This window comes from Streptomyces sp. NPDC057486 (genome assembly GCF_042802415.1).
GTDB classification, from domain to species: Bacteria; Actinomycetota; Actinomycetes; order Streptomycetales; family Streptomycetaceae; genus Streptomyces; species Streptomyces yanii.
On the sequence record NZ_JBHVEE010000204.1, the window covers coordinates 1 to 11874 of the forward strand.

14 protein-coding genes are annotated in these 11874 nt (G+C 65.0%); 4 read left to right on the forward strand and 10 right to left on the reverse strand.

The genetic code is table 11. The features are described 5' to 3' along the window. The 8 genes from ACFU6I_RS45355 to ACFU6I_RS45390 form a co-directional block, all read right to left on the reverse strand. The coding region (locus ACFU6I_RS45355; protein WP_384379485.1) for an ankyrin repeat domain-containing protein at nucleotides 1–204 on the reverse strand (204 nt) is incomplete at its 3' end. A gap of 220 nt (nucleotides 205–424) precedes the next feature. After that, entirely contained in the window at nucleotides 425–844 is a 420-nt protein-coding gene (locus tag ACFU6I_RS45360) for a hypothetical protein (RefSeq protein WP_384379488.1), read from the reverse strand. A 248-nt stretch (nucleotides 845–1092) separates the two neighbouring features. Then, nucleotides 1093–1560 carry an HD domain-containing protein gene (locus ACFU6I_RS45365; RefSeq protein ID WP_384379491.1) on the reverse strand — a complete coding sequence of 156 codons (468 nt, stop codon included), beginning with the start codon at nucleotides 1558–1560 and terminating at the stop codon, nucleotides 1093–1095. A 22-nt stretch (nucleotides 1561–1582) separates the two neighbouring features. Then, a complete protein-coding gene (locus ACFU6I_RS45370; RefSeq protein WP_384379494.1) occupies nucleotides 1583–1798 on the reverse strand; it encodes an HD domain-containing protein in 216 nt (71 codons plus the stop codon). 435 nt (nucleotides 1799–2233) lie between these two features. After that, the gene (locus tag ACFU6I_RS45375) at nucleotides 2234–2398 is read right to left on the reverse strand and encodes a hypothetical protein (RefSeq protein WP_384379497.1); all 165 of its coding nucleotides are present in this window, start codon (nucleotides 2396–2398) and stop codon (nucleotides 2234–2236) included. Between the two features lie 18 nt (nucleotides 2399–2416). Then, the gene (locus ACFU6I_RS45380) at nucleotides 2417–2902 is read right to left on the reverse strand and encodes a hypothetical protein (protein WP_384379500.1); all 486 of its coding nucleotides are present in this window, start codon (nucleotides 2900–2902) and stop codon (nucleotides 2417–2419) included. 1714 nt (nucleotides 2903–4616) lie between these two features. Next, nucleotides 4617–5561 (reverse strand): hypothetical protein, encoded by a 945-nt coding sequence (locus tag ACFU6I_RS45385; protein WP_384379503.1) that lies wholly within the window; start codon nucleotides 5559–5561, stop codon nucleotides 4617–4619. After that, nucleotides 5561–6493 carry a ParA family protein gene (locus tag ACFU6I_RS45390; RefSeq protein ID WP_384379506.1) on the reverse strand — a complete coding sequence of 311 codons (933 nt, stop codon included), beginning with the start codon at nucleotides 6491–6493 and terminating at the stop codon, nucleotides 5561–5563. The genes ACFU6I_RS45385 and ACFU6I_RS45390 overlap by 1 nt, the downstream gene beginning before the upstream one ends. 516 nt (nucleotides 6494–7009) lie before the next feature. Between ACFU6I_RS45390 and ACFU6I_RS45395 the strand changes: the two genes are divergently transcribed. After that, entirely contained in the window at nucleotides 7010–7876 is an 867-nt protein-coding gene (locus tag ACFU6I_RS45395) for a YwqG family protein (protein ID WP_384379509.1), read from the forward strand. 331 nt (nucleotides 7877–8207) lie between these two features. On the opposite strand, the gene ACFU6I_RS45400 is transcribed toward ACFU6I_RS45395, so the two are convergent. After that, nucleotides 8208–8432: a hypothetical protein gene (locus tag ACFU6I_RS45400; RefSeq protein WP_384379512.1), complete on the reverse strand. Its 225-nt coding sequence runs from the start codon at nucleotides 8430–8432 to the stop codon at nucleotides 8208–8210. A 59-nt stretch (nucleotides 8433–8491) separates the two neighbouring features. Then, nucleotides 8492–8779, reverse strand: a complete 288-nt coding sequence (locus ACFU6I_RS45405) for a hypothetical protein (protein WP_384379515.1) — start codon at nucleotides 8777–8779, stop codon at nucleotides 8492–8494. 274 nt (nucleotides 8780–9053) lie between these two features. On the opposite strand from ACFU6I_RS45405, the gene ACFU6I_RS45410 reads away from it, so the two are divergent. The 3 genes from ACFU6I_RS45410 to ACFU6I_RS45420 all read left to right on the forward strand — a co-directional run. After that, complete coding sequence (locus tag ACFU6I_RS45410) at nucleotides 9054–10289, forward strand: ParA family protein (RefSeq protein WP_384379524.1); 1236 nt, start codon at nucleotides 9054–9056, stop codon at nucleotides 10287–10289. Beyond that, complete coding sequence (locus ACFU6I_RS45415) at nucleotides 10286–11359, forward strand: ParB/RepB/Spo0J family partition protein (protein WP_384379518.1); 1074 nt, start codon at nucleotides 10286–10288, stop codon at nucleotides 11357–11359. The genes ACFU6I_RS45410 and ACFU6I_RS45415 overlap by 4 nt, the downstream gene beginning before the upstream one ends. Nucleotides 11360–11666: 307 nt before the next feature. Then, on the forward strand, nucleotides 11667–11874 hold a 208-nt coding region (locus ACFU6I_RS45420), incomplete at its 3' end, for a DUF2637 domain-containing protein (RefSeq protein WP_384379521.1).

Below are 11874 nucleotides of genomic sequence, written 5' to 3' on the forward strand. Positions count from 1 at the left end.
CGCTTCCAGGGGTTCGCCCGTTTGCACTGCTCCATCGGCCTCGCCATCGATGGCACGGAGCAGTGGAGTCCAACCGCTGTAACCATCGAACTCGTCCGGGTCTGCCCCGGCGTCCAGGAGACGTGTCAGCTCCGCCAAGTCGTCCATCTCCACGGCCACATGTACGGGGGACATCTTGTGACGCTCTGAGTCCGAGAGCTGCATGCCGCCGATTCAACCAGCCCACCCGGGGCCAGCCGTACAGCAGCGAAGTACAGCAACCACAGGAACCGACCTCGTCCGGTGACGCCCTCCGGAGACCATGGTCCGACCGCTATGACTGCCACCGACCGTTCCACATAGAGCTACGGATCAGAAGGCGCTGTGCGAGGGCCTGTCCTTTGGGGCAGGCCCTTCGGCCGCGCAGACAGCCGCCTGCTGAGACCTACCCGTCGAGGTGCTCGGACCACCACCCTCGGTCGGCTTGCCAATCCTGGAACCAGGCCACGAAGTCGGCCTCTGGCTCGCATTCCTCCCCCGCGTCCGTATACGGAGCCACGCATCCACCTCCCAGCCACCAGACCCGGCCGCGCTGAGGCCCTGTGACCACGAGTACCCAGAACTCGCAGTCGCGGTTGCCGCCCAGGAGGACCGAGCCTTTCTGATAGATGCCGTGGAGTAGAGGTGAGTGCTCATCGTGGTCGTAGTAGTCGTACTCCCACTGCCACTCCTCCTCCAGAGGGAAAGGATCAGTGGACTTACGTACAGCCGTTCCGTCGAATGGCTCGGGGCTAAGCCAGCAATCAGCCTTCCACCTCTGCCAGTTCTCAGGAAGGCTTCCCAAAGGAAGGAGCGCGTGTGCCATGGATACACCCTCCAACGAACCGTTGGAAACATCCGCGACAAACGTACGGTACGGCTCTGGTAGTTCGACGCCATGAGCGGCTTCCCACGCCCGTACGCCAGCCCAGCCAACGGGAGGCCGTCGAAGATCTCCGGGGACAGCATCACTAAGGACGGAGATCGCACTTCTCAGGCGGTGCTGCTCTGAGCTACCTGTCATGTACGTAGTGAACACCAGGCCGAACGGTAAAGGCCGCGGCCCCGGATGCGTCAAAGGGTCGGCCGCCTCACCGCTACCGCAGAACCGTGCCACTCTCGTGCCAGAACAGGCGGGGACTCACGGGGACTTGCCAGCAGCAACGGTGCAACGCCGGGACTTGCCACAAGGCAGCTCGCCGTGCCCTCCCCCATCGGCGCCTCGATCACCATCAGCCCCGGGTCTAGCATCGCCCGGGCCAGTTCGACGACGGTTTCCTGCACCGGCCGGACCTTCGCCCCTGGCGGCAGGTCGAAGCGGGCGGCGAACAGTTCCTGAGCGTCGCCTGTGGGCTCGTCCGGGCACCAGGGCGCCGGAAGGTCCAGCCCGCGCCAGGCCGCGGCCACGCGCTCCTCGCTGCTGCGGGCGACGTCCTGCGAGAAGTAGGGGAAGAGGTCGGCGTTGCTGGCAATCCAGTCGGCGACGATCACCAGTGCTGTGAGCAGCACCTGCACCGGCTGCGGCATTTCACCGACCGCCATTCATCCAGCCGGTCCCGTACGCCTACTCGTAGGTACACGCATCGAGCAGCTCGTCCTGTACCCGCCGCCACACAGCCCGGCTCGGTCGCGGGGTACGCAACAGGTATCCGTGCTTGTGCAGGGCGGCGATCTGGCCATGCTCCGGAGGCACCCCGTGGTGCCCTCCCACGACAACCGTGAACTGCCCGGTCCGCTTCTCCGTCCAGCCGTGCCGCTTCTGCAGCCACTCCCCCAGCAACGCCTGCCCGACCTGCCCGGCCGCGGCCGGGGTCCTGCTCCCCGCACGCGCGGGGATGGTCCCCAGGAGGTGAGATGCAGTGGCGCGTGGGCCAGCAGCTGGTGGAGCAGGGCCGGGAGCTCACGTACGAGGGCAACCGCACAGACACCGCCTTGCTCAAACTGGCCTTCCGGTTCGAGGATCCGAAAACGCCGCGGCATGTTCGTCATGTCGCTGGTCATCGTCGCCCGACAGACGTTGGTCGGCGTACGGGGCACTGCCCGTTCCGGCCGCAGCGAGGCGGGGCACTGGCCCGTCCACTCAATCGACGGGTGTGAACGGGGAAGGGACGTGGCCGGGGATCGCTCGGTTGTGTGACCGCACAGCATGATGTTCCGACCGGATCCGACCGAACATGACAACGGTCCCGCGCCAGGGGGCCGTTGTTTGATGCTGCTATAGGTCGCTGCTGAGGTGCTCGACGAGCGCCTGCTGGGACTTGAGCAAAGCCGCTGCCCTCAGGTCGGCGGCTGCAGCCTCAGGGCCGCCAACCATCTCGAGGTAATGGCTGATCGCAAGGCGCCGCTGCTCCTCGTCGAGTTTCCAGAAGATGATCTCCACCGTCGTGCCACGGCATCTTCACCGGCGGCCGTACCAGGGGATCGAAACGCTTCTCAGACACATCGGCGTCCTCGGCTGCGCCCGGCCGTATGCGTGGCTCGGGCAGTGCTGCTGCAGTGACGGCAGCCTGCTCGGGAGCAGTTGGTCGAGGTTCGGCACTCTGGGCCTGGGAGCGCCGTTTATTACGCCGTAATGAGATTGATCCGCCCGATCGCCTTCCGCAGGCTTATCGGCGGGCTGCTTGCGGCTGCCGGCCTTCCTCTCCTCGGCGCGGGCTTTCTTGTCGGCAGCCTCCTGGGTTGCCTTCTCCTTCAGGCGTCGCAGGTGAGTCTCCTGCTCCTCGGCCTTGTTCTTCCCGAACCGGCGGAGCAAAGCTGCCGATTCCTCGTCTGACTGCAGCTTCTCCTTCAGCTCGGGTGTCAGTGTCAGCAGCGCGAGCCGCTGGGAGACCCATCCCTGGGAGCGGTGCAGTCGCGCCGTGGGAGCCTCCTGGGTGCCGTGCACCCTGAGCAGCTGCTCAAGGGCCTTGGCCTCATCAAGGTGGTCCAGCTCCTGGCGGTGAATGTTGACGACGAGGCCGAGTCCAGTATTTCGTCGGGATTGCTGCCGGTGCCGTCGTCGAGCATGACCTTGATCTCGGTGAGGCCGGCTTCCCGCGCTGCGGCAAGGAGGGAGTTGCCGTCGATGACGACGTACTTGGTTCCCGGATCGAGGTCGCCTTCGCGTCCGGGGTTGCCTTCGAGGTAGGCAACCCGGCCTATGCTGCTTACTCAGCTACGCCAACGAGCCGGACATCGCAACCACCTGGAGAGCAGAGAAGGACGAGGCACTCCCCCGCCTGTTCAGCCACTACCTCCACCGCGCTTTGGGCCTGTTACAACTCTCCGAGGCGCTCGTGGCCACCATTCCCGATAACGCCATGCTCGGGGAATGGCCGTACGACATCCTTCTTTGCACGGCCAGGCAATACTCCTGAACGGGCTGGGTCTGGTGCTGCTCAGGCGCGGCGAACCCGAAGAGGCCACGCTTAGGGCCAGGCAAGGCTCCGAAGTCACCGCAGCCCGCTCCGCTACGGCGGCCCTTGAGACAAGCGACATGGACGCTGCTCTCCTCGGCCTGGTCGACGCCATCGAGACGCTCGCCACGCGCGGCCAACGCAGACTTGAGTCAGAAGCGCGTGTGAAGGCCCATCTCCACTCCCCTGTCACACTGCCCCTTGGCCGATCTCGTCGAAAGTTTGACCGCACTTCGATGAGACGAACACGTAGCTCGTCAAGACCGGTGCGAGTGGCCCGTCTTTCAGAACAGGCACGGCAGCGGTAGCACGAATCGGTGAAATCTCGCATCCCGCCCGAAAGGCGACGCACAGAATGGCGCCTTAGGCGGCCGATCTTCAAGTCGCCGGTATGACGCGACCCTAGAGCTCCCGGAAGGCCGCCAGAGGGGCGTACAGGCGATCTCGCCTGCCCTGAATCGGCGTCGAGTGCTCCGTTTGGCTGACGCGGCTACCCAGTGTGATCGATAGTTGACTTTGTGAGTTGGCGGTTGAGTTGGCGTGGCTGAGTGCTTCAGTCGGCGGCAGGGTAGCGAGCCATCGTGAACCAGGCACTCCCAGCGACGACAACGACCTGGCTGGCGCGGTAGGACTCCCCCGCCGCATTGACCTCGGTCGGCCTACTGACTCCCAGATCCCGGCACATCGCCTCTCGCAAGTCGAAGAGGAGGCGCTTGGCTCCATCAGCTGTGCATGCGCGGATTCGAGAGACTCGCCGGCCTCCGGGTCGCCGTGCTCGATCCAGTACACCGTCTCGTAGATCTTCCGCAGGACACCGTTGGTCTCAGCGGCCTTGTAGAGGAGGGCATCAGGAAGCACCAGTTGCGCCTCGGCCCACCTCTCCCCCATTGCATCACGCGCGCCTTCCATGTCTGCATGGGTCGCATCCGCTTCGATGCCGGCGCGCACAGGCGTTGATGTGGAGGATCAGTGTCGAGTGAAGCTGCCGGTCGGCGAGGTTGAGCGCGATGTAGCACGACTGCCGCCGTTCCAGAGCAGCCTGGCGCCGGTGCTGGCCCTCCTCGACCAACCGGCGGCGATTGCCATCCCCGTGCGTGCGGCGGTGCGCTGGGTCAACAGACCCGAGGACAAGGTCCCTGCGACACCAACCACCGCGACAATCAGCGCAACCAGCGAACCGCCTCCCTTAGGCCTTGTGAGAGGTTAGCGAGGTGTCCTCCGCACGGCGATCGCTCGCCCGATTTTGCCGAGCGCGGTCTCAATTTCGGACACGACCAGCATTGCCGCCTCGGGGTGCTCATTGATTGCTCGGGTTACGGCAGGGCGGCTGATGGCCTTCGCTGCGTCCGTGACATGAGCGAGCGTCTGCATGAGTCGGCGGACCTCTTCGGAGTCTGTCGGGTCGGGCTTCTTGTCGTTGCTCTGCCTTTGGGTCAAGTCTGACGGGCCGGGCGTCTGGTGCTCGGGTACGTCGGAGCTCTCGCTGTCAGCGGTGGTGTCGTTGGCCAGGACAGGTGCCGGGGGCTCAAGGATTTCGCGGACAGCGCGGACGACGTCCGGGGGAGCCGAGCCGGAAAGGACCGCCGGCAACTGCCGGACTACATCCTTCAAGGCCCGGCTCGTGACCCGGGTTCCGGCGCGGGCCAGAGTGTCGTAGACAGCCACCGCTGCGGCGTCGCCGCTGACCTTCGCGACGGGAGTCAGTTCTCGAACTTGGGATTCGCGCGGTCGCCAGCCCATGGCCGCGAGGGCTTCGCCTATCCGCCACTCGGACATGAGCCGCTGGGCGTGTGATTCGGAGATCTCCCAGTTGTCCCAGATGTAGTCCGCGAAGTTCGGGGTGCCGGAGTCGCGGTGCAGGTTGCCTGTCTTCATCGTTTCCAGAGCCTTGCCGGCGATCCAGAATGCCTTGTGGAGGTTGTCGACCCCTGCCTTGCATGCCTCGAAGATCTGCTCCTCATCGGAGCTGAGCGCCCCTTCACCTGCTGGGGGGCGGGGGAGTGGAATCGACTCGAGCGTCGTGCCGACCGGTGCCTTGATGACCACGCTGGCGTCTTGGACAACGCCCGGGTAGCCGCGCCCCATCAGACCGGTGCCCGTGGTCTGGGGCGTTCCTGGCTCGTCGTCGCTGAACAGGTCGCCGCCCATTAGCCTGTTGCCTTCCTGCAGTGAGCGAAGATTTCGGTGGTCAGGGCCCGCATGTCGTCGGCCAGGCCCACGATGGCGTCGGGTACAACGTCGGCGACCTTCGCGCGGCCGGCAGCCACGTCGTACCCCTTGGCGCTCATCGGCAGGAGCTCCGCGTACTCGGAGAACAGCAGGCCCTTCTTGCGTGAGTTGCGAGCCGGCTTCTCGCGGTAGCCGACCACGGTCGAGAGGATCGGGGTCGTGCTTCCGAGGACGGTGCGGATGTCCTCCTTCACCTCGGCGTGCATCGACGTCGCGGTCGGATTGGACGCATAGAGGAAGGCGCCTCCGACGCGCAGGTGCGGATTCACCTGGCGGCGCACCATCTTGAAGTTGCGAGAGATGCGCTCCATGCCATGGATGGAGGAGTCATCCGACCGGGTGGGCACGACCAGGACGCGTGCCGCTGCGACGGCCAGTTGCTCGAGCGAGTCGTTCTCCGGAGCGCTGTCGATGACGATCTGGTCGTACCAGCCGGCGATCGGTGCCAGTGAGCGAGCCAGGGAGAGTGCGACACCGGCGCCTTCGGCCGTCATCCGGTGCATCAGCAGCTGGATCAGCTCGCCCACTGTCTCGCCGCCCGGCACGACATCCAAGTTGGGACGCACTTCACGGATGGGGAGAAGTGGTGTGCGGTCGTGGACGGCTCGATACAGGCCCTGCCCGTTTATGACGGGCGGACCGGCTGGTTGGATACCTCTACCGAATCGCTTGATGCCGAGGTCGTCATCGTCCTGGCTTGTCAGGCAGATCAGCAGTGTTCGTCGGCCCTCTGCTGCCGAAGCGCCGGCCAGATGTGCGGCAATCGTGCTTTTGCCGACGCCGCCCTTGCCCGTGCCGATAACGACGCTGTTCACTGGTGGGTCGATCAGATCCAAGGGATCGTTGAGCACCGGAACCGGCCTCCTTGCGTACCCCACAGCCGCGTCCGAACAGGCGCGGCATCCGCATCCTGGCACACCGGAATCCGTCCAGGAGGCGGTATCAACGGACTCCCCAATTGGGGAGTTCATGGCACAGTCCGGTTCTCCCAAGGGTTTGGCCAACCCGTCGCCGACGCAGGGCGAGTGACGTACAGCCCTTCAGCCATGCACCAGCAGCGTGAAGTGGAGCCCAGTCCAGGCGGCCGAGCGGCTGGTGGGGGAGCGTCCGCCGTTGCGTACGGCCTTGTGACGTCAGCTTGTCGGTCCCCAGCGCACGTCAGCACGCGACGAGAGCACGCTCACGGAACGGGCGGATATTACGGCGTAATACTTGATGTCTGTCCCAGATGAGTGTGGGCTGTTCACGATGGGACCTGACCATCCACGTGTCGAGGTGTTGAAAACCGCTTCCCGTTCTCCAGGTGATCTTTTCCAGCAGTGGGGCTGGTGGACCGGCTGTCAGTGGGCCGGGGCATGATCAAACGCATGACATATGGATCCTCCGAAGCCCTGCGCACCCTTGCCCACCAGCACTTGCCGTTCGGTGTCGCAGAGCGTTGGGTCGGCCTGCTCAGTCCGGCCGTCCGCCTGGAGGCGGCCACGGCCGCAGACATAGCCGTGGGCCAGATCGGGGGATTGCCGAAGCTGCCGGTCGATGTGGAGTGGCCGTCGTGGGCAGGCCACGGGCCGCTTTCGTTCATCGCCTCATTGGACTGCGCCATGCTGCCGGTGGGCGCTGTGGACATCATGCTCCCGGCCGAGGGGACTTTGTCCTTCTTCTACTTCGACGGTCAGCTGGATGACGGCGATGCTCTCGTGCTGGCCGAGGATCGCGAAAGCTGGGGAGGGGCGCGCGTCCTCTACACACCGGCCGAGGAGAAATGGGGAGAGCGTGACGTCCCCGCCGGCCTCAAGCCGTACCCCAAGGTTCCGCTCACCGCCCGGCTGGGCATGACCACGACCGAGCCATGGCATCCTCAGGTCCGTGATGCCTTCGCTCCCGGGGCTCCACTGGGGAATCGGTACGACCATCCGGTGTGCTCGCGGGACTTCCTCGACGCGCTGTGGCAGCTCGACCGCGAGGTGGGCCACCAGATCGGCGGCCATGCCCACTCAGTCCAGAACCCGGTGGAGATCGAGGTCGCGGAAGCGGTCATGGACCGGGACGTGTCCTGGGGCGACCCGGCCCTCGATAGAGAGATCAGCAACTGGGTGCTGCTCGCTCAGTTCGACAGTGACGATGCCGCCGACATGATGTGGGGTGATGCGGGCGCTCTGTACTGGCTCATCCGCCCACAGGACCTGGCTGAGCGCCGCTTCGACCGAGCGATGTTCACCTGGCAATGCGGCTGATCAGCTTCGCGTCACCCGACCCTCAACAGGTCCTGGTCAGAATCTTTGGAGAACGCTGATGACGCCGGTGAATCATCAACGTCGTCGTCGCGGCCGTCGCCCCCTGTCGAGTCGCAGGTCGATGCGGCCGGCATCACGGGTTTCATCGACCCTGCCAAGCATCCGTCCTGGTGGTCCACGGATGTATCCCCTCCGCAGGTCGGCGATCAGATGCGGGCTGTTCTCTTGGATGACTCCTGGATCCTCCCCGCCTGAGCGTGCTCCGGGGTGACATCGAGATTGTGCGGATGCTGAGCGAGCAGGGGTGACGCGGCAAAGGATGGATTCAGCGTCACCGGCGGTTGGCATCGGCCCCTTCGCTGCGGTTCCACATGACGGCCATGGCGCCGACGGGCTCGAACTGGATGTTCGGAGCTTTGCTGTGGACCAGGCAGATCAGGCGGCGCTGAAGGACTGCGACGCGGCGGGCCTGATCGGGGATGATGTCCGGGACGATCTGGGCTGCCCTGGGGCATGCGGCAGCGAAGCGGTCGTAGTCGGCGAAGGACAGGACCACGCCAGCACCTTCCGGTGACTCGTCGTAGTGTCCCGTACCAGGTGATGTAGTTCTGAAACTCACGGTCCCGTCACCCACGGGTCATCCTCGGCCACGGGTTCGTCCGGGTCGAGAATCGGGGAGGTCGGCCACACGTCCCTTTCCTGCACCAGATCCACTTCCCACTCAACCTGTTGTATGGCAGCGATCAGTTGCGCCAGGACGACGGCCGTATCCACGTGCCTGGCTTCAACTCCGTCGAACACAGGGGGCTCTGCGCAGAGCAGGGACCGACCATCCGTCTGCTCCAGCGCCTGCACAACCGATGCGGCATCCACCACGCGGAAGTAGTCAGTCAGAACACCCATCGCTTTTCTTCCACTCTCCGGTTCGTCGGCAGGCAGTAGATCAGACACCGCTCACTGACCCTTCCGCATCGTCAGGTCGTAGCTGGGGGCTCAAGAGGGCCTCGATCTGAACTTGCTTACACATGACGGGTCCCAGCCGCGGATGCCTACTGAAGAGCGGGACTGCCTACACATCGCAGGGGCAGGAGAGCAGTATTACGGCGTAATACTTGGCGAAGCTAGCGTGTTGATGCTGCATCTACTCGTGCGCGTTAGTAAGGTATCCGGCATGAGTTTGTCATCGCCAAGCGGCGACCGCGAGAAGGTCGTCTCCAAGATCCCTGTCGCACTGCAGCTGGACCTGAAGATCCGGGCCGCCCAGCACGGCATCGACATTCAGCACGCCGTCGAAGCCGGCATCGAGGCCTGGCTCGGGCTCGGGTCCAACCTCGCTCCCATCGACACGTCAGGCGCCAAGTCCTTCTCCACCTTCCTCCCGCCGGGCCAGTGGGACAACTTCCGTGGCGATTGCGCCTCCCGTGGAGTCTCCATCATCCAAGGCCTCGCACAGTCGGTGCAGATGTGGCTTGAGACCAATCCGGCTCCCACCGTGGTGCGACCCGAGCACCCCAAGCGCGTCGTCGTCTGCAACCAGAAGGGCGGCGTCGGCAAGACCGCCATCACCGCCGGCACAGGTGAGGCCCTGGCCGAAGACTCCAACCAACTCCACCCCGTGCGGATCTCCAAGCACTTCGCGGCCGCTCTGTCTGACGATGACAGTGACTCTCCCCTCGACTATGAGGACCTGCCGGGCCTCGGCATGAGGGTTCTCCTCGTCGACTTCGACCCCCAGTGCCACCTCACCAAGCAGCTTGGCCAGGAGCCTCTGCCGCTCGAGGGCGACAGCCTCACCAAGCACATGGCGGGCGAGTCCAAGGGCCAACTGCGTGACCTCATCGTGCCGATAGAGGACCCCCGGTTCGGTGACCGCCTGCACCTCCTGCCCGCGTGCACCGACGCGTTCCTCCTGGACGTCAAGCTCTCCGGTGTCCGCGCCCGAGAGGCCGCTCTGGAAAGGGCACTGTCCGCTGTCGAGGACGAGTACGACGCGATCCTCATCGACTGCCCGCCCAGCCTCGGCCTGAGCATGGACGCCGCCGCGTACTACGGGCGCCGCCGCCCCGGAGAGGCACCCGGCAACTCCGGTGTGCTGGTCGTGGTCCAGGCCGAGGACAGTTCCGCCGACGCATACGGACTCCTCACCTCGCAGATCGAGGACCTGCGCAACGACATGCACCTCGAGCTCGACTACCTCGGCATCGTCGTGAACCACTACGACGCCCGACGCGGATACATCGCCACCTCATCCCTCGAATCGTGGATGGACATAAAGGATCCCCGAGTAGTGGGAGTCATCGGAGACCTGAAGGAGCAGAAGGAGGCCGTGCGCGTGAAGCAGCCCTTGCTCGCGTACTCGCCCCGCTGCAATCAGTCCGTCGGAATGCGGGCCCTGGCCCGGGAGATCTCATGAGCAAGGCAGCCAAGCTCGGTGCCGGTGCGTCGTTCGGACAGACGCAGACCATCAGCGCACGCCGTGCCGCGATCAACGCCAACACCAGTGCTCCGACGGAAGGAGCACCGCCCCCCGTCAAGCTGTCCGTTGACGTGATCAGCCTGAACCCGGACAACCCGCGGTCCGAGCTCGGTGACCTGACGGACCTCAGCGCCAGTCTTCGCGACCACGGCCAGAAGACCGCGATCAGCATCATGGGCCGGTTCGCCTACCTCGAAGGCAACCCCGGGCGTGAAGGCGACCTCGAGCCGGACACCAAGTATGTCGTTATCGACGGCAACTCCCGCCTCGCCGCATCACGGGAAGCCGGCCTCACCGAGATCAAGGTGATGCTCGACGACGGCCTCGGCAGCAACCCCGACGAAATACTGGAATCGGCTCTCGTCGCGAACATCCACCGCCAGGACCTCGATCACCTCGATGAAGCCAAAGCTCTCGACCAACTGCTCAAGGTCCACGGGACACAGGAGGCGCTCGCGGCCCGGCTCCACCGCTCACAGGGATGGGTCTCCCAGAGGCTCGCGCTACTGACCCTGACACCAGAGCTGAAGCAGAGGCTCCAGTCCGGTGAGGAGTCTGCAGCACTGCTGCGGCGAGTCGGGAAGAAGAAGGCCGAGGAGCAGGAGGAACACCTGCAGCTGCTCAAAGAGAAGGAAGCGCAGGAAGCCGCCGACAAGAAGGCCCGGGCAGAGCTGCGTGCCGCAAGCAATCGGCAGCAGCAGGCCCAAACTCCGCCCGCTGAGAACCCCCCGAGCGAGAAGCCGTCCAGGCCGATGCCGAACCCTGCTCCTTCCCCCGATCATTACGCCGTAATAAAGCGGTCGGTGTCTGACGAGACAGTCGGGGGCGATCTCCCGAAGCCGCGCGATGAAGCCGGCTCTGTGGGCCGGCTGCCCTCCCGTGATCCTGAGGTTCTGTCGGAGCTGATCATCGCTGAACTCGATGTCCCGACAAGGCGGAGGCTCACCGAGCTGCTGGTGGACTACAAGACCGTAGAAACAAAGAGGATGCGAGCTGAGCAAGCCTGAGCAGCCGGGGGAGTAGGGATCTGCATCACGGCCCCGCAACCCAGGCTATGGGCAGGGGCGGGGCCGTGAGCTTGTGCGATTGCGTGCACGTCATCCCGCCTGGCTCTACAGGCAGGTCCTCGGGGAGTGCACCAAGTCCGTCTTCGGTCTCTACCTGGTGTCGCTGCCCGTGTGTCCGCGTATGTTGCGCGGCCCTTCTGATCGACGGTCTGCGATCTGTACGGCCTGAACAGACCCACCACGCAACACGCCATGAAAATGTGAACGTTCAATACTTTGGAGTACCGATGCAAGAGGGGGATCGCGGGTGGCCGCGATACAGCTGACACGCACGCACCGAGTGCTGATCGGGGTCGTCGTCGCGGGCGCGGCGGTCATTGCCGCGATCGGCTTCGCGGGTTCGTACGCGGCGGTGCGGGCGCTCGCCGAGCAGAAGGGCTTCGGGAACTTCTCCCTGGTCTTCCCGATCGGTATCGACGCGGGCATCTGTGTGCTGCTGGCGCTGGATCTGCTGC